The organism is Roseovarius mucosus, assembly GCF_002080415.1.
In the GTDB taxonomy this organism is placed as follows: domain Bacteria; phylum Pseudomonadota; class Alphaproteobacteria; order Rhodobacterales; family Rhodobacteraceae; genus Roseovarius; species Roseovarius mucosus_A.
Window position 1 is genome coordinate 1278457 of sequence record NZ_CP020474.1, and the last position, 17945, is coordinate 1296401.

Below are 17945 nucleotides of genomic sequence, written 5' to 3' on the forward strand. Positions count from 1 at the left end.
CCTGTCTCACATGATCGGGCGCCAGCCCAGAGGGCGGCGGCGGGATGTCTCGGGGCGCTGATGGCGCGCGGCCTCGGCCAGCCCAAGCACGGCCCCGGCAAAAAGCCATGTAAGCGGCGTGAGCGTGGCATTGGGCAGCATGTCAATCAGGTTGATCGCCAGCAAAAGCGCGACGGGGCCAATCAGGCGCATGTGCGCGGCATCGCCCAGACGGCGGGCATAGACCCAAAGCATCAGGACCGGCAGGGCGACAAGGCCGAATTCGGCCAGATACCCGACCCAGCCGAAGATGCCGATCAGGATGATCCAGCGCCCGTCAGTTACGGTTTCGATCACGCCGGTGATGGGATTGAGGATATGGTTGCGCCCCCAGCTGCCCCAGCCAAAAAGCGGCTTTTCCAGAGCGCGCTCCATCAGGATATCCTCGTTATCCAAGCGGAAGCGCAGCGAATTGGCGCGGTCGGGATCGACCTTGGCGGCCTGTTCAAGAATCCAGTCGACCGGGATCAGGCCTGCGCCCTTGAGCACCGGATAGCAAATTGCCACCACCGCCATGACCCCTGCGATGCGGATTTGCATCCGCGTGGGCAGGAAGAGTGCCAGCGGTGCCAGGTAGACGCCATACATGAGCGAGCCCAGTGATTTACAAAGCACCAGCACAGCCCCAAGGTAGAGCGCCGCCAAAAGATAGAAGATGCGCCGCCGCACATCGGCCTCGCGCGCCAGAGCGATGGCGCAGGTTATGGCCATGACAGTGAAAAAGGCAACCCAGAGACCGTGATACATGAAAACGATGGGGCGGAACCCGCCCGAGCGCATCATCTGTTCGAAACTGTGTTGGAAATAGCCGTAGATCCAGATGTTAAGCTGCGGTGAAAGGCGCACCTCGAGAAGCATCGGCAGGGAATAGATCAGCCCGCCCAGCATCAGCGCCATGACCAATTCGCGCAAACCTTTGGGCGTGGCCAGATGCTGCCGGGCCAAAAGAAACGGCAAGAGCAGGATGGATTGCAAAAGGACAAGGGCCACCATGTCCTTGAGGCCCAGTGCGGGCAGGCCGATGCGCCAATAGAAGACCGGCTCGCCATTAGTAAGGACCGTGGCGATGGGGCTGAAGATGAAGAGCGCGATGAGGACGCGGGCAGGCAGGCTCAGGGGCAAGAGCGGCGCGCGAGACTTGGCGTGGATGAGGCAAATGACGAACGTGGCAACGCTGGGCAGCGATTCCTTGGTCAGGGGCGGCATGAGCGGGAAATCAAAGGCGGCAGGCGGCGGCGGCAGGAACATATAGGCCCCCAAGAGGGACCAGATCAGCGCGCGCTCAATGGGCCAGCGCCGGAACATCACCAGCGTGATCAGCGGCCAAGCGGCCAGCATCAGATAGGCCAAGGCATTGGGCATGACGCGCCGGGCACCTCTTTGACTGTTTCGCCAGTCTTGCCGCAGGGCGCGGCGCGGCCCGGAAAGGCCGGATGGCAGGGTCAGCCTAAGTGCCAAGACCCCTAAATTTCAACAAATTCAAACCGTCGGATCGGGATTTTGGCCGCAAGGTGCATCAATGTGCCAGTCCGGGGCAGATTGTCCCGTGCACGAGGATCTCCGCACGGGCCATGGGCGCAAGCGCCTAGCAGCCTGTTCCAGTCAGCACCACGCGGAACGTGCAGAGCATCACCCGCAGATCGGTCCAGAAAGACAGATCCCGCAAGTATTTCCGATCGAATTCCGAGCGTTCGGCAAAGCTGCTCTCGTTCCGCACGGAAATCTGCCAAAAGCCTGTGATACCGGGGCGCAGCGCGTAATAGTCGCGGCCGGGATAGAGCGGCGTTTGGCAGGGCATCATCGGGCGCGGGCCGACGATGGACATATCCCCAATCAGCACGTTCCAAAGCTGCGGCAACTCGTCAAGCGAGCTTTTGCGGATGAGGCGACCAATGCGGGTGATGCGCGGATCATGGCGCAGCTTTTGATGCTCGTCCCATTCCAGCCGGCGCGCAGGATTGGCGGCAAGATAGCTTTCAAGCTGAGCATCGGCATTCAGCACCATGCTGCGCAGCTTCCACATCCGGAAGATGCGGCCATTCTTGCCAACCCGGTTCTGCGCGTAAAAGGGCGAGGCCCCATCGCGCGCAATCAAGACGCTGAGCACAGCCACGACCAAGATCACGGCCGGAGCCGCAAGCAGGACGATGACGATGTCCAGAACGCGTTTAAAAAAATTTCCGTAGACCTGAATCGATTTCAATCCGACAGCCGGATTTTGAATCAAATTCGCGTCCTCTCGGTGCAAAGGCACCGAAACCGATCGCAAAGACATGGCAGCACTCCCCAGAATCTCGAAACCCCAAAACCGTTTACACATATACTGCCCGGCCCGTTGTCACGGGATGCGCCGGTCGTCTGGCACGTCTCCGCAATTATGTCCGAAAGATGGCGTAACTGTCGCCAGAGTTCGGCAGGCTTAGGCACACGTAATGCGTCACTTTTCGCATATGACTTCGGTCGGGCAACTTACCCCAAGGATACAACCGGCCAATGCCCCCACTGCCTGTCGTTTCCAGATTTACTAAGTATTAAGCTAACTTAAACGTTGATGCACCGTGCCCAGAACCAAGTCAATAACCCCAAAAAAATACAACTTAGGGGTGTTTTACACTTCCAACACTTCCGTTCAAAAGCGACAGGCCATCCGGCAATAGCCCTTGTTTTGCCGCAATGCGCCTGAGCCAATTTGTCCGTCTGCGACCAGATCACGCCACATTTTCACCACAAACTGTCCCGCCAAATGGTCATCAGATCACCGGTCACATGCGGGGCAGCACGCCGAATTGTATCGCCTCTCGAAACAACCACTCGATACCCGGCGCATTGCCTATGGGATAGGGGGAAAAATAACGTATTGGTTGCCAAGCCAGGGAAGCGACGCAGCGTAATGTTGCGCCTTGGGAAACAGGGCAAGGGCCGGGGCGCAAACCAAGGCGCGCGCACGCTGCGCCAGCAAGTGCGACGCAGGTTTGCCACAATTCGGACACGTTTAAGGAGAGCTGGACAGTATCCTTTTGCGGGCTAAAACAGCCGCGCGGCGGGAAATTGCGGCGAATCACTCGGCCCGAACGGGGCAAAAACGCTGGAATCCGCATTAAAATGCCGCCCGGCAGGACCGGACGGCGATTGTGGCAGAATTAGGACCTAGGGTCAGGCGCGCACAAGCGCCTCATAGGCCTGAGAAACGTCGCGCGTCATCGCGCCCACTTCAAAGGTGTAATCGCCGATCTGACCCACGGGTGTCACCTCGGCGGCAGAGCCGGTCAGCCAGCACTGTTCAAACCCTTCGAGTTCCTCGGGCATGATATGGCGCTCATGCACCTTGATCTGGCGATCCTTGAGCATACCGATCACGGTCTGGCGCGTGAGACCATTAAGGATGGCATCCGCCAGCGGCGTATGCACTTCGCCATCCTTGACGAAAAAGATATTGGCCCCCGTCGCCTCGGCCACATAGCCGCGATAGTCGAGGAACATGGCATCCGAACAGCCCTTGGCCTCGGCGGCATGTTTGGACATGGTGCAGATCATATAGAGACCGGCGGCCTTGGCGGCGACGGGAATGGTCTCGGGGCTGGGGCGCTTCCATTTGGCGATGTCGAGCTTGGCGCCCTTCATTTTGGCGTCGCCATAATAGTTGCCCCATTCCCACGCGGTCACGGCCATGCGGATCGGGTTGCGCGCGGCGGCAACGCCCATATCGGGGCCAGCCCCCCGGAACGCGACAACGCGCACATAGGCATCGGTCAGGTTATTGGCCTCGAGCACGGCGCGTTTGGCGGCCTCGATCTCGTCCACCGTATAGGGGATCGCCATATCCATCAGCTCGCCGGATTTCAGCAGGCGTTCGGAATGGGCACGGCTTTTGAAGACTTTGCCGCCATAGCAGCGCTCGCCCTCAAAGACGGAGCTGGCATAATGCAGCGCGTGTGTCAGGATATGCACATTGGCATCCCGCCACTCCACCATTTTGCCATCCATCCAGATTTTGCCGTCCCGATCGTCATAGCCAGACATTTCCGCTTCCTCTTCACCATGTTTGCATTTATTGCGCTGCATATGTCCGTCTCGGACATAATATTGCGCAAAAACTGAGATTCGGTAGCAGTTTGATCTTGGAATGTCAACAAAGCTGACTTAATGTGAAATATGTAGCTCGTAAATTGTGAACGGAGCCTAGGCATGGCCGAAATGCATGGCGGCGAAAACCTGTTGTTTCTAACGGACGAGCAATTGCGGCAGGGTATTGAGGCGATGTTTTTCGCCTATCGTGGGTTTACGGCTGACCCGGATCGTATTCTGGCGACCATGGCCTATGGCCGGGCGCATCACCGGGCCATCCATTTCATCGCCCGCAGCCCCGGCACCACAGTGAATAACCTGCTGGCCATTCTTGGCGTGACCAAGCAATCGCTGAACCGCGTGCTGCGGACCTTGATCGAAGACGGGCTGGTCGAAAGCAGGGTCGGCACCGCAGACAAGCGCGAGCGGCATCTGACGCTGACCGAAGCGGGGGCCGCATTGGAACGCAAGCTGTCGGATGCGCAGCGCGCGCGCATGCGTGCCGCCTATCGCGCGGCGGGGCCACAGGCCGTGGCCGGGTTTCGTCAGGTTCTGGAGGCGATGATGGAGCCTGAATTGCGCCGCCGCTATCACGCCATTCGGGAGAGTGACACATGACCGAACCCGCCCCCCATCTGCTGATCGTCGATGACGACGAGCGCATTCGCGGCCTCTTGCGCAAATTTTTGATGCGGCACGGTTTCCTGGTCTCGATCGCGCGCGATGCGGGCCACGCGCGGCGGGTGCTGGCGGGGCTGGATTTCGACCTGATCGTGATGGATGTGATGATGCCCGGCGAAAGCGGTGTGGAGTTGACGCGCGCGCTGCGGGCCACCCACAAGACGCCGATCCTGCTGTTGACGGCCAAGGGCGAAACCCCAGACCGGATCGAAGGGTTGGAGGCGGGTGCAGATGATTACCTGCCCAAGCCGTTCGAGCCCAAAGAGCTCTTGCTGCGGATCAATGCAATCCTGCGGCGGATGCCCGAGCCGGAACAAGAGCCGGCGCAACCCAAGGTCGTGCATCTGGGGCCGGTGCGCTATGACATCGAGCGCGCGGAACTAAGCCGGGCAGGCAAGCCTGTGCGCCTGACCGCGACCGAAGTGCAACTGATGCGGATCTTTGCCGAGAACCTGCGCAAGCCGGTCAGCCGCGCCAAGCTGGTCGAGGATCTGGGCCGCGCGGGCGGGCAGGCGCAAGAGCGCGCCGTGGATGTGCAGATCACCCGCCTGCGCCGCAAGATCGAGAGCGACCCCAAGCAGCCGCGGTATCTGCAAACCGTGCGCGGCGAGGGCTATATGCTCGCGTCGGATTAAACGACAGCGCAGACTGGGGGCGCTGCCCCCGCCCCGGACCCTGTCCGGGGCCCCCCCGAGGTATTTCGGGCCAGATGAAGCCGGAACCGCATGGCATTGCCGTATCGCCGCGCGTGACGTTCACCGGCGCAATGACCATGAAATCCGGGAGTTTTGGTGGGAACCAGCGTCAAACCGTGATCGATTCGCGCCTAGAGCGAGAATTTTTTAGCGCAAGACTTGTAGACCCTTGCCCCAATACGGGTTGGACGTCGCCCTGACACTGGCGCAATGCCGCTGCTGGATGGGCAACCCGCCGCCGAAATCAGCGCCATTTGGACCGTTTCAGCCCCGAACAAGAGCCAAAACACGGCGCGCGCAGAAAACTGCCGATCCTCAGGCGAAAACACGTCACCACGGCGCGCCACCCGATTTGCACGATTGCGTGACTGCCCGTACCCCGATGGCGCGATGCCGGAACACATGGGTGATCGTAAGTGCCAATCAGGGCAAATCGGGAGACTGAAATGGACTCACAATTGTATGCTGACGGTATTCGTTTTGTACATATTCTTGCTGTTTGCGCAGGGCTTGGGACGTCGATTCTTGCAGATATCCACGCAGCCAGCCGTTTAAGACAACGGATAGATGACGAGTTTCTTGAGCTGCTGCATCGGTACCACCAGGTCGTCGTCGCCGCGCTTGTCGTGATGTGGGCGAGTGGTCTGGTGATCATCGGGATGAAAACCGGATTTGACGCGGCTCAGATGACGCCAAAGCTGGTGGGGAAAGTCATCACCGTGACGCTGCTCACGATCAATGCGTGGTTCATCGCCGCCAAGGTCATGCCGATCTTGAAGAATGCAATCGGCCAGACGATCCTTGATCTGTCACGGCGGCAGCGGTTTGGAATGGGACTGATCGGAGGGATCTCTACCGCCAGTTGGATGCTTGCTCTGGCGATGGGTGTCAGCAAGTTCCTCGCTGCAAGCCCGGCGGAAACCTTTGTCTATCTTATGCCTATAGCCTATGCCGCCTGCGTGCTTGGAGCGCTCTGCGTGCTTGTGACCCCCGGACCATCGGGAGTGAGACAGTATCAGCCTGCCTGATACGTCCAGAAAGGGGCCGCTCATGCGGCCCCTTTGACTCTGCTCTTGTCCTTGCCTGAGACCCCATTCGGGTTTATGTGCAGGGTATGCAACGGTTCGTCTTTTTCAACATAACCGACCACGCGCGGCTACCGGCCCGCTTTTTTGGCATGACCTGCACCGTCCTCGCACGTGCGTGAGGGCCGGCGCTGACCGCGCATGCCCACTCCCCCCTTTATTGATCGAAACCAAACACGAAAAGAGAGAGCCATGTCTGCTCCGCGTACACTCTATGACAAGATATGGGATGCCCATGTGGCCCATGAGGCCGAAGATGGCACCTGCCTTTTGTACATCGACCGCCACCTCGTGCATGAGGTGACAAGCCCGCAGGCCTTTGAAGGGCTGCGGATGGCGGGCCGCAAGGTGCATGCCCCCGACAAGACCATTGCCGTGCCGGATCACAACGTGCCCACCACGCTTGACCGCGCCAATGCCGCCACCATGACCGAGGACAGCCGTATTCAGGTTGAGGCGCTGGACAAGAATGCGCGCGATTTCGGCATTCATTATTATCCGGTGTCGGATGTGCGCCAAGGGATCGTGCATATCGTGGGGCCGGAACAAGGCTGGACCCTGCCCGGCATGACCGTGGTGTGCGGCGACAGCCACACCGCGACGCATGGGGCCTTTGGCGCGCTGGCGCATGGCATCGGCACCTCTGAGGTCGAGCATGTTTTGGCCACCCAGACGCTGATCCAGCGCAAGGGCAAGAATATGAAAGTCGAGATCACCGGCAAGCTGCGCCCCGGTGTGACCGCCAAGGACATCACCCTGTCGGTGATCGGGGCCACCGGAACCGCAGGCGGCACCGGCTATGTCATCGAATATTGCGGCGAGGCTATTCGCGATCTGAGCATGGAAGGCCGCATGACGGTCTGCAACATGGCGATTGAGGGCGGCGCGCGCGCAGGCCTGATCGCGCCGGATGACAAGACCTATGACTATGTCAAAGGTCGCCCGCATGCCCCCAAGGGCGCGCAGTGGGAGGCCGCGCTTAACTGGTGGAAAACGCTCTATTCCGATGATGACGCGCATTGGGACAAGGTGGTCACGCTGAAGGGTGAGGATATTGCCCCCGTCGTCACATGGGGCACCAGCCCCGAGGACGTGCTGCCGATCACCGCAAGCGTGCCTGCGCCGGAGGATTTCAAGGGCGGCAAGGTTGAAGCCGCGCGCCGGTCGTTGGAGTATATGGGCCTCAAGCCCGGTCAGAAGCTGAGCGATGTCGAGATCGACACCGTCTTTATCGGGTCTTGCACCAATGGCCGGATCGAGGATCTGCGTGCTGCGGCGGCAATCCTGAAGGGCAAGAAAATCGCTGTGAAGCGGGCGATGGTTGTGCCCGGTTCTGGCCTTGTGCGCGCGCAGGCCGAGGAAGAGGGGCTGGCGGATATTTTCATCGAGGCCGGGTTTGAATGGCGGCTTGCGGGCTGTTCCATGTGTCTGGCGATGAACCCCGATCAGTTGTCACCGGGCGAGCGCTGCGCGGCCACGTCGAACCGCAACTTTGAGGGGCGTCAGGGGCGCGGCGGACGCACCCACCTGATGTCACCGGCCATGGCGGCAGCGGCGGCAGTGACAGGGCGGCTTACAGATGTGCGGGAGATGATGTGATGGAAAAATTCGAAAAACTGAGCGGTATCGCCGCCCCCCTGCCCTTGATCAATATCGACACCGATATGATCATCCCCAAGCAGTTCCTCAAAACGATCAAGCGGTCGGGCTTGGGTGTGAACCTGTTTGACGAGATGCGCTATGATGATGACGGCAAGGAAATCCCCGATTTCGTGCTGAACAAGCCGCAGTATCGCGACGCGCAGATTCTGGTTGCGGGCGATAATTTCGGCTGCGGGTCGAGCCGCGAACATGCGCCTTGGGCGATCAAGGATTTCGGCATCCGCTGCGTCATCGCGCCAAGCTATGCCGATATTTTCTACAACAACTGTTTCAAGAACGGCATCCTGCCGATTGCCCTGCCGCAAGAGCAGGTGGATGTGCTGATGAAAGAGGCCGAAAAGGGCGCCAATGCGCGGATCGAGATTGATCTGGAGGCGCAGACGGTGTCGACATCGGAGGGGGTCGTGTTCTCTTTCGAGGTGGATGCGTTCCAGAAACATTGCCTGCTGGAAGGGCTGGATGATATCGGCCTGACGCTGGAAAAGGCCGCAGCCATCGAGAGTTTCGAGGCGCAGGCGGCGCAGGCGCGTCCCTGGGTCTGAACCGGATCAAAAACACATAAAAAGACGCCGCAGAGCACTCTGCGGCGTTTTGTTTTGGCTATGCGTCTTGTGCCCCGCACAGCCCATTCCACAAGATGCAGTATTTACAGTCCCTTACGCCACAAAGCTGAACCAAGTTTGATGCAATCCTGCACCACTTACACCCTCAATCGGCCCTAAATCTTTTGTCTGATTAACCAAGGACTTGTGGTGATAAGTGAAAGAAGGCAAAAATTGGGCGAGATTGAGGCAGCCCGCCGTAAAGTGTGGGATCAAGTTGGCACAAGGGCGCGGCACCGCATCGCGACTGACCAAGTTGAAGGGGAAAGGGCAGTGTTTTCACTGGTTCCAGGTGCGCTCGCGCGCGCCATATTGATTGCGATGCTGGTCGCCACGCCCTCTCTGGTCGTGCCGTCCACAGGTGCGGATACCGCACAGATCGTAATCGTGCTCTCGATCCTTGCAGGGTTTATGACCTTTATCGAATATTACGGCAAATATCCCAGCATCATCGAGTTCCGTTTTGCCCCGCCCTTCAACCGCGCCAAGTTTTTCGCGCTGACGATCATTCTTGTCTCGCTGGCGATGATCGTGCGGGGCACCACCCACCCGACCGAAGCGACCGAATGGTTGACACACCTGGGCCGGGGTCTGGGTGAGGCGATTGATTTTCCCTATTCGCCCGTGCGTCTGGTGGTTCTGATGATGCCCGCCGATGCCGATGCCGCATTGATTGACATGGTGCGGATCGCCTCGGGGATTTCCTATACCGTGTCGCTGGTGATGATCCTCTATTTCGTGACGTTGGTGCGATTTCTGGGCTGGCCTGCGCGCTCGGGCGCGTTCAATGTCTGGATCAACCTGCCGCTTTTTGATCCCACGGGGGGCGGCGATGTGCTGCACCGTTTGCGCCGGGATGCCGGTCTTAATGTTGTATTAGGATCTTTGCTGCCATTCTTGATTCCAGCAGCGGTGCGCGCGGCCTCGGATTTGATTGATCCGATTTCGATCGCGCAACCGCAAACCTTGATCTGGACGATGGCCGCATGGGCGTTTCTTCCTGCCAGTATGTTGATGCGCGGTATCGCGATGGGTCGGATTGCCGACATGATCGAGGACAAGCGCCGCCGCGCCTATGCCGAAGGCGACGCATTGACAGCCAAGGGGCTGCAAGGCGCCTGATCGCGGGGCTTTGCGCGCTTCTTCTTTGCGCTTGGCCCGCATATGCAGACAGGCTGCGTCTGGCGAGTTGGAATGTGGATCTGGAGCGCGCGGGGCCGGGGCTCCTGTTGCGGGATTTGCGGCGGGGCGAGGATGCGCAGATTGCGGCAATAACGCATGTGCTGGCGCAAACACAGCCCGATATTCTGGTTTTGCAGGGGGTGGATTACGACCTTGACCTGCTTGCGCTGAGCGCGCTGCGCGACCGTATTTCCGAAGGGGGCGGGCCGCGATACGAACACCTCTTTGCCCGTACCCCCAATGCCGGTCTCGCAACCGGGCTTGACATGGATGGCGACGGGCGGCGCGGCGGGCCGCGCGATGCCCAGGGCTATGGTGATTTCACCGGTCAGGGGGGCATGGCGATTTTGTCGCGCTATCCTGTGGATCAGCCGGGCGCGCAGGATTTCAGTGCAGTCCTCTGGCGCGACCTGCCCGGCGCGCTGTTGCCCCTGCGGGACGGCCAACCCTTCCCGTCAGAGGCGGCTCAGGCCGTGCAGCGCCTCGCGTCGCGCGGGCAGTGGGTGGTGCCGGTGCTGCTGCCCTCTGGGGCGCTTCAGGTGATGACCTTTCACGCCACACCGCCGGTGTTTGACGGGCCAGAGGATCGGAACGGGCGACGCAACCATGATGAACTCCGGTTCTGGCAGCTTTATCTGGATGGGGCGTTCGGGCCGCCGCCGCGGGGGGGCTTCGTGCTCATGGGCCATGCCAATCTTGACCCGGAGGCGGGTGGCGGGCGGCCAGAGGCACTGCGCGCGCTGCTGGCCGATCCGCGCCTGCAAGACCCCCGCCCACTGCGCCCCGGAGCGGCGGAACCACCACTTGCGACCGTTCACTGGCCGCCCCCCGGCCCCGGTACGCGGCGGGTGTCCTATATCCTGCCCGCCGCCGATCTGAGCGTCACGGGTGCCGGCGTGCATTGGCCGCCCGAGGGCACGCCAGAGGGGGATTTGGCCGCCACCGCCAGCCGTCATCGGCTGGTCTGGGTCGATCTGAGCCTGCCATGACATCGGGGTTTCTTGACCATTGCGGGGCTTGCGTATAGGCCAACGGGCAACATCAAACGCAAGCCAAGGAAACGCCCCATGAGCAACCCATCGCTTCTTATTCTGCCCGGTGACGGGATCGGCCCCGAGGTCATGGCCGAGGTGGTCAAGATCATTGACTGGTACGGGGCCAAGCGAGGGATGGCGTTTGACGTGTCCGAGGATCTTGTGGGCGGTGCCGCCTATGACAAGCACGGCACGCCGCTGCATGACGACACGATGGCAAAGGCACAAGAGGTCGATGCCGTGCTGTTGGGGGCCGTCGGTGGGCCGAAATATGACAACCTCGATTTCAGCGTCAAGCCTGAGCGCGGCCTGTTGCGCCTGCGCAAGGAAATGGACCTATTTGCCAACCTGCGCCCGGCGCAATGCTTTGACGCGCTGGCGGATTTTTCGAGCCTCAAGCGCGATGTGGTGGCCGGTCTCGACATCATGATCGTGCGGGAATTGACCTCTGGCATCTATTTCGGCGAGCCGCGCGGCATTTTCACCGAAGGCAATGAGCGGGTCGGCATCAACACGCAGCGCTATACCGAGAGCGAGATTGACCGCGTGGCGCGCGCGGCCTTCGAATTGGCGCGCAAGCGGGGCAACCGTGTCTGTTCGATGGAAAAGGCCAATGTGATGGAATCGGGCGTGCTGTGGCGCGAGGTTGTGCAAAAGGTGCATGACGCCGATTACCCGGATGTCGAGCTGAGCCACATGTATGCGGACGCGGGCGCCATGCAGCTTTGCCGCTGGCCCAAGCAGTTCGACGTGATCGTGACCGACAACCTCTTTGGGGATCTCTTGTCGGATGCGGCGGCGATGCTGACGGGATCGCTGGGCATGCTGCCGTCGGCTTCGCTTGGTTTGCCGATGGCCAATGGCCGGCCCAAGGCGCTTTATGAGCCGGTGCATGGCTCTGCCCCCGATATTGCCGGTCAGGGCAAGGCCAACCCGATTGCCTGTATCCTCAGCTTTGCCATGGCGCTGCGCTATTCGTTTGACCAAGGGGCCGAGGCGACGCGGCTGGAGAAGGCTGTGGAGCAGGTGCTGGCGGACGGTCTGCGCACCGCTGATCTCTTGGGTGAGGATGGTGTGACGCCGGTGTCGACCACTGAGATGGGCGATGCGATTGTGGCGGCGCTTGACGCGAGCCTCTGAGGCAAACGCAGGTTCAACACGGAGAGGCCCGCCACTTGTGCGGGCCTTTTTTGTTGGGGGTGCACGGCGTAGGTTTGGCTGAGTGCTGGTGGCCATGGCCACAAGGGATGAGCCGCGCAGCGCCCGTCCGCCGGGTGGGCGTTGCAACCTTATCGGCTGGCACTTGATGCTTGCCAAACACTTCCGCGTTATCAATCGTGTATGACGTTGCAAAAGCGCCCGCCCGGTGGGGCGGACGGGCGCTGCGCGGCGGCGCGTGCCGCGCCTTGATTCCGCGCATTGACGATTGAGGCCAGCGTCAGCCCAATAAAAATTGCCGCCGGAGAAGACCCCGGCGGCTTGCACTCGTGACCTGCGAACCTTTAGAAAAACCCGAGCTTGTTGGGGTTGTAGCTGACCAGCATGTTCTTGGTCTGCTGGTAATGATCCAGCATCATCTTGTGATTTTCGCGCCCGATGCCCGACTGCTTGTAGCCGCCAAAGGCCGCATGGGCCGGGTAGGCGTGATAGTTGTTGACCCAGACGCGGCCCGCCTCGACAGCGCGGCCAAAGCGATAGGCGCGGGTGCCATCGCGGGTCCAGACACCGGCGCCAAGGCCATACATCGTGTCATTGGCAATGGCGAGCGCCTCGGCCTCGTCCTTGAAGGTGGTCACGGACACGACCGGACCAAAGATTTCCTCTTGGAACACGCGCATCTTGTTGTGCCCCTTGAGGATGGTCGGCTGGATGTAATAGCCGCCCGCAATCTCGCCGTTAAAGCGCGCGGCGTCGCCGCCCACCAGCACCTCGGCCCCCTCTTCCACGCCGATGGTGAAATAGGACATGATCTTGTCAAACTGCTGCTGGCTGGCCTGTGCGCCGACCATGGTCGCCATCTCGCGCGGGTCACCCTGCTGGATCGCCTTCACGCGGGCAATGCAGCGCGCGATGAACTCCTCGTAGATGTCTTCCTGGATCAGTGCGCGGGATGGGCAGGTGCAAACCTCACCCTGGTTAAAGGCAAAAAGAACAAAGCCTTCGACCGCCTTGTCGAGAAAGGCGTCATCGGCGGCCATCACATCCGAAAAGAAGATATTGGGGGATTTGCCGCCCAGTTCCAGCGTCACGGGAATGAGGTTTTCGGTTGCGGCCTGCATGATCTTGCGGCCCGTCGCGGTCGAGCCGGTAAAGGCAATCTTGGCGATACGGGTGGATTTGGCGAGCGGCGCGCCCACCTCTGCCCCCATGCCGTTGAGGATGTTGAGCACACCGGCAGGCAGCAGATCAGCGATGAGTTCGACAAGAACCATGATCGCGGCGGGGGTCTGTTCGGCGGGTTTCAGCACGATGCAATTGCCAGCGGCCAAGGCCGGGGCCAATTTCCATGCCGCCATCAGGATCGAGAAGTTCCACGGGATGATCTGGCCCACGACGCCCAAGGGTTCGTGGAAATGATAGGCGACCGTGTCATGGTCGATCTCGGACATGGTGCCCTCTTGCCCGCGCAAGACGCCCGCGAAATAGCGGAAATGGTCGATGGCGAGCGGGATATCGGCATGGGTCGTCTCGCGGATGGGCTTGCCATTGTCCCAGGTTTCGGCCTGCGCCAGAAGGTCAAGATTGGCCTCGAGCACATCGGCAATCTTGAGCAGGGTGTTGGAACGATCCGCAGCAGAGGTGCGGCCCCACGCCTCGCGCGCGGCATGGGCGGCATCAAGTGCGCGTTCCACATCCATCGCGTCAGAGCGCGCAACTTCGCAGATCACTTCGCCGGTGATGGGCGTGATATTGTCGAAATAGCGGCCATTGACGGGGGGCACGAATGTGCCGCCGATGAAATTGTCATAGCGGGTTTTGAAGGGGGAAGCATAGCTGCCCGCGACTTGGGTCATCTCATTCATTGGGGGTCCTCCGGTTACGCCCGGTCCTCCGCCGGGAATGACCAGAGCATGCGCCCTACCCCGCCTTGCGTCACCGGGGGGACGGGGCACAGGGATGCCCATCTGTCTCAGGACTGAGACACCTCAATGCAGGTTTTCACCGATCCCCAGCCGTTTCATCCGGCGATAGAGCGTGGCGCGCCCGATCCCAAGCGCGCGCGCCGCCTCGGACACATTGCCAGAGGTACGGGCAAGGGCGCGAATCACCGCTGCCCGCTCGGCCCGCTCAAAGCCGCTGGGGCCCTCGTCGCGGCCAAAGATATCAGAGGCGGGGATGGGTCGGATCGGGCCGATGGCCCCCAGATTGAACGCCTTGCGCGCGGCGCGGGTGGCCCCCACGACGATGTCATCGGCATCGACCGCGAGCAGCATCGCGGCCTCGGTCTCGTCATGGTCGGCGTAAAGGATGCGGGCGCGCGGATGGGCGGCACGGAAATTGTCGGCCTCGATCTGGCGGGCGGTCTGGGCCACCATCGCGGCGATGAGGCGGTTAAACGCCTCGGTCTGGTCGGAACGGGCAGAAGAGACATCGAGCGCACCGATGATGCGCCCATCCGCGCCATAGATCGGCGCGTCCATACAGCTCATGGCGGTGTTTCGCGCCAGAAAATGCTCATCGCGGTGGATGATGACGCGGCGATCCTCGGCGAGGCAGGTGCCGATGCCGTTGGTGCCCTCGGACGCCTCGGACCAGTCAGCCCCCTGCCAGAGGCCCCAATCCTGAAAGATCGCGGCATCCCCCTGCGCACAGCGCTGATCGAGCACGACGCCCTCGGCATCGGTCAAAAGCACGGCGCAGCCCGAATGGCCGACAAGGCCAAAAAGCTGGTCGAGTTTGGGGGCGGCGACCTGCAGGAATTGCGCCTGCGCACCTTGGCGCGTCGCCAGATCGCTGGCCTCGACACGCCCCGGCGCGCGGCGTTCGGCCGGGTCCAGACCATGCTTGAGCATCGAGCGCCGCCACGACGCCGCGATCCGCGACCGTGCGGGCGCAGTGGCGGAGTGTGAGTCCTCGAGAACCTTGTCGATATGGGTGCGGCGGTGGGTGATCTGGCAGGCTCCGGTGGTATCCGTTGTGGTGGAATAGCCCTTTAGACGCCGCAGGTCCCTGCCCTGTCAATCCGACCTTCGGACCAGTCAGGCAGGGCGGGCGAAAGACCGTGAAACCCCTTGCAATGCCCCGCCACGCGGTATAATCGCCTGTCTCACGGTCGGGCTGTAGCGCAGCCTGGTAGCGCACCTGCTTCGGGAGCAGGGGGTCGGAGGTTCGAATCCTCTCAGCCCGACCAGTGATAGTTCCCAAACGATAGCCGCATGAAAAAGGCCCCTTTCGGGGCCTTTGGTTTGTTTGCTTTGGTCCGCGTTTCGCCGGATCAAAAGGGGGCAGCCTGCGCCGCCCCCCCGTGCCCATGATCAGAGGAACGTAAAGCTGTCGAGCGTCAGATCCGCTGCCAGCACGTCCACGAAGAGGACGCCGTTATCATTGACGGTGAACTGCGCACCTTGGTCCGTATCGACAATGCCAAGGGCGTCAAGGTAGCCCTGAAGGCCGTTGCCGCCGTTGTCGAGGCCATCAACGCGGATAAAGACGGTATCTACACCCGCCTCGAAATCGGTGATGTTTTCGAAACTGCCCGCGACAAATTCGTTGAACACGAAGACATCTGCGCCCTCGCCGCCCGACATGATGTCGTTGCCAGCACCGCCATTGATCGTGTCATCCCCTGCGCCGCCGAGGATGAAGTCATTCCGCCCGCCACCAGCGATAAAGTCATTCCCGTCACTGCCGAAGAGATCGTCATCGCCTTCGCCGCCGCCGATCACGTCATCGCCCGCGCCGCCCTCGATCGTATCCCGGCCTGCGCCGCCGCCAATGACGTCATCGCCAGCGCCCGCGTCAATGCTGTCGCTGCCAAAGCTGCCAGAGATCGAGTCATTGTCCGCACCACCGTTGAGCGTGTCATCGCCAGCACCGCCGCTGATCAGGTCATTGCCATCACCGCCTTCGACGATGTCATTGCCTTGGCCCGCGCCGATCACGTCATCGCCAGCACCGCCGTCGATCGTATCATCGCCCAAGCCGCCGCCGATGCGGTCATTGCCAGCCTCACCGAGCACGACATCATTGCCAGCGCTGGCCGCCAGAACGTCATCGCCAGAGCCGCCTTCGATCGTGTCATCCCCGGCGCCGCCGGCAACGCTGTCATTGCCAGCGCCCGCCAGTGCAAGTTCGCCAGCATCGGACAATGTGGTCAGAGACGACCCGCCGTTCGAGAAGAGAGCACTCCAACGCTCTTGGGCGCTGGCCGCAACCTGCTCGCCCACTTGGAGACCGAACAAGTTACCGTCCTGAATATGGATGCCCCCAAAGATACGCGATTGTCCCGCCTCTTGGGCTGCCTCGCTCAGGGTGTTCCAACGCAGGACGATGGGATCACCGCCGTCGGCGCGATCTTCGAAGGTCAGCTCGGAGGTGATGAATTCGCCAATCAGGTCCGCACCTGCGACACCGTCGAGATCATAGTTGCTGACGCTGGTGCCATCGTAATAGACATCGCTGCCCAGATAGGCGGCCAAGGTCCGCGCGGCGGCTGTCGAGAAGGTCGAGTGGCCCGAGACGAATTCGGGGAACGGCGGTGTGGGCGCCGTTACGTTCTGATACGGCAGCCATTCCTGACCAAGGATGGTTTGTGTGCCCTGGTTCGGACCACCCCATGCCTGAACTTCCTGATCAAAGAACAGATCACGAATAGCCGAATAGGGGCGGATATAGGTATAGGTATACTTCGCCTCCCATGTCGCGATCCCGGCATCAAAAATGGCCGTGCTGAGCGCAAAGAACATCTCTGCGTCCTGCGCATTGCCATGGCCATCGCGCAGTGCAAGATCCTGTGCAATCTGGAACCAGTGACCCGGAGGGGTTTCGCCGCGCGGGCCATTCGCCCAGTATTCGGCAATCAGCTTTTGCTCGTCGGTCAGGTTGGCAGAGATTTCAAGCACCTCGGTGACCTGATCGCGATAGGCCTGATCGCCTGTCGTCACATTGCCAAGCCCGTCGACATATTCGGAAAAGTCGCCCAATTGCGGCGGTGCAGGCGGACGGAACTGATCGTTCGAGTCGAGCGCAAAGCTGTCAACGCCGCCCCAATGCGGGGTCAGCGCGCGTTGATCCTTGAACGTGCTGGGATCGTCATTGTCGAAAATCGGAATGCCATTGTCATCGGTCAGCGTGCCATTGGGCTCGCGCAGCGGCTGCCACTGATTGGGATCGAAATTCTCGCCACCGGGCGCGCGATCCGAGGTCGGATCGGCCTCGTTCACCGGCACGAAGCCCGTGGTATCGGCAAATCCGTTCGCCGCGTTCGAGCCGTCATTGGCACGGGCGGCGAACACGTTTTGCGCGGCCAGATTGCCAAGACCGGCCGCGGTGTCCGGATCGGTCGAGACATTGGCAGGATCATAGCCCAATTCGACAAGGAAGGCCTCGAAATCAGCAGCGCGGGCCGGATGAAGCTGGCTCATCACCGTGAAAGCGGCATAGCTGATCGCTTCGGCGAGGTTGGCATCGTTATTCTCAAGCGAGGTTTCGATGTCAGAGTAGTGACCAGAGGCCGACGGTGCCAAGGCAGCGTAGGCATCATAAATCGCAGCATTTGCAAGGTGCAGTTGGTAGGTGGTCGGTGTCGGGGCTGGTCCCCCTTCGCGGATTACTTGAAGCTGAAGCTCATTCCACTGAGCGACGACAGATTGTTGAATAGGTTCCATGAATTGTTCCTGTTGGTCAAAAGGGAGCCATCACTGTTCACATAAATTGACGGTGGGTAACGTTTGCGTGTAA

The 17945-nt window shown here is 61.0% G+C and carries 14 protein-coding genes and 1 tRNA gene; 9 read left to right on the forward strand and 6 right to left on the reverse strand.

The window, feature by feature from the left end:
* Positions 1-6 precede the first annotated feature (6 nt).
* The 3 genes from ROSMUCSMR3_RS06245 to ROSMUCSMR3_RS06255 form a co-directional block, all read right to left on the reverse strand.
* Positions 7-1401 carry a hypothetical protein gene (locus ROSMUCSMR3_RS06245; protein WP_081506781.1) on the reverse strand — a complete coding sequence of 465 codons (1395 nt, stop codon included), beginning with the start codon at positions 1399-1401 and terminating at the stop codon, positions 7-9.
* A 223-nt stretch (positions 1402-1624) separates the two neighbouring features.
* Positions 1625-2314: a sugar transferase gene (locus ROSMUCSMR3_RS06250; protein WP_008280766.1), complete on the reverse strand. Its 690-nt coding sequence runs from the start codon at positions 2312-2314 to the stop codon at positions 1625-1627.
* An 878-nt stretch (positions 2315-3192) separates the two neighbouring features.
* Positions 3193-4059 carry a branched-chain amino acid aminotransferase gene (locus tag ROSMUCSMR3_RS06255; RefSeq protein WP_008279017.1) on the reverse strand — a complete coding sequence of 289 codons (867 nt, stop codon included), beginning with the start codon at positions 4057-4059 and terminating at the stop codon, positions 3193-3195.
* 165 nt (positions 4060-4224) lie between these two features.
* On the opposite strand from ROSMUCSMR3_RS06255, the gene ROSMUCSMR3_RS06260 reads away from it, so the two are divergent.
* The 8 genes from ROSMUCSMR3_RS06260 (at position 4225) to leuB (ending at position 12185) form a co-directional block, all read left to right on the forward strand.
* Positions 4225-4722, forward strand: coding sequence for a MarR family winged helix-turn-helix transcriptional regulator (locus ROSMUCSMR3_RS06260; protein WP_008279018.1), 498 nt, complete (start codon positions 4225-4227; stop codon positions 4720-4722).
* Positions 4719-5420, forward strand: coding sequence for a response regulator (locus ROSMUCSMR3_RS06265; protein ID WP_008279019.1), 702 nt, complete (start codon positions 4719-4721; stop codon positions 5418-5420). Before ROSMUCSMR3_RS06260 ends, ROSMUCSMR3_RS06265 begins: the two co-directional genes overlap by 4 nt.
* Before the next feature lie 506 nt (positions 5421-5926).
* Complete coding sequence (locus tag ROSMUCSMR3_RS06270) at positions 5927-6508, forward strand: hypothetical protein (RefSeq protein WP_081506782.1); 582 nt, start codon at positions 5927-5929, stop codon at positions 6506-6508.
* Between the two features lie 249 nt (positions 6509-6757).
* Positions 6758-8164 carry a 3-isopropylmalate dehydratase large subunit gene (leuC, locus tag ROSMUCSMR3_RS06275; protein ID WP_081506783.1) on the forward strand — a complete coding sequence of 469 codons (1407 nt, stop codon included), beginning with the start codon at positions 6758-6760 and terminating at the stop codon, positions 8162-8164.
* Positions 8164-8769, forward strand: a complete 606-nt coding sequence (gene leuD, locus ROSMUCSMR3_RS06280) for a 3-isopropylmalate dehydratase small subunit (protein ID WP_008279022.1) — start codon at positions 8164-8166, stop codon at positions 8767-8769. The genes leuC and leuD overlap by 1 nt, the downstream gene beginning before the upstream one ends.
* Positions 8770-9150: 381 nt before the next feature.
* Entirely contained in the window at positions 9151-9951 is an 801-nt protein-coding gene (locus tag ROSMUCSMR3_RS06285) for a hypothetical protein (RefSeq protein ID WP_008279023.1), read from the forward strand.
* A 74-nt stretch (positions 9952-10025) separates the two neighbouring features.
* Positions 10026-11000: an endonuclease/exonuclease/phosphatase family protein gene (locus ROSMUCSMR3_RS06290; RefSeq protein WP_081506784.1), complete on the forward strand. Its 975-nt coding sequence runs from the start codon at positions 10026-10028 to the stop codon at positions 10998-11000.
* 78 nt (positions 11001-11078) lie between these two features.
* On the forward strand, positions 11079-12185 hold the full coding sequence (gene leuB, locus ROSMUCSMR3_RS06295) for a 3-isopropylmalate dehydrogenase (RefSeq protein ID WP_081506785.1): 1107 nt from the start codon (positions 11079-11081) through the stop codon (positions 12183-12185).
* Between the two features lie 362 nt (positions 12186-12547).
* Here the strand turns inward: leuB and ROSMUCSMR3_RS06300 are convergent, their stop codons facing one another.
* Both ROSMUCSMR3_RS06300 and ROSMUCSMR3_RS06305 read right to left on the reverse strand, forming a co-directional pair.
* Positions 12548-14068 carry an aldehyde dehydrogenase family protein gene (locus ROSMUCSMR3_RS06300; protein WP_081506786.1) on the reverse strand — a complete coding sequence of 507 codons (1521 nt, stop codon included), beginning with the start codon at positions 14066-14068 and terminating at the stop codon, positions 12548-12550.
* 123 nt (positions 14069-14191) lie between these two features.
* Positions 14192-15058 carry a GAF domain-containing protein gene (locus ROSMUCSMR3_RS06305; RefSeq protein WP_008279028.1) on the reverse strand — a complete coding sequence of 289 codons (867 nt, stop codon included), beginning with the start codon at positions 15056-15058 and terminating at the stop codon, positions 14192-14194.
* A gap of 261 nt (positions 15059-15319) precedes the next feature.
* Here ROSMUCSMR3_RS06305 and ROSMUCSMR3_RS06310 point away from each other — a divergent pair.
* Positions 15320-15396, forward strand: a tRNA-Pro gene (locus ROSMUCSMR3_RS06310).
* Positions 15397-15520: 124 nt separating this feature from the next.
* Here the strand turns inward: ROSMUCSMR3_RS06310 and ROSMUCSMR3_RS06315 are convergent.
* Positions 15521-17872 carry a DUF6851 domain-containing protein gene (locus ROSMUCSMR3_RS06315; protein WP_081506787.1) on the reverse strand — a complete coding sequence of 784 codons (2352 nt, stop codon included), beginning with the start codon at positions 17870-17872 and terminating at the stop codon, positions 15521-15523.
* Positions 17873-17945 lie beyond the last annotated feature (73 nt).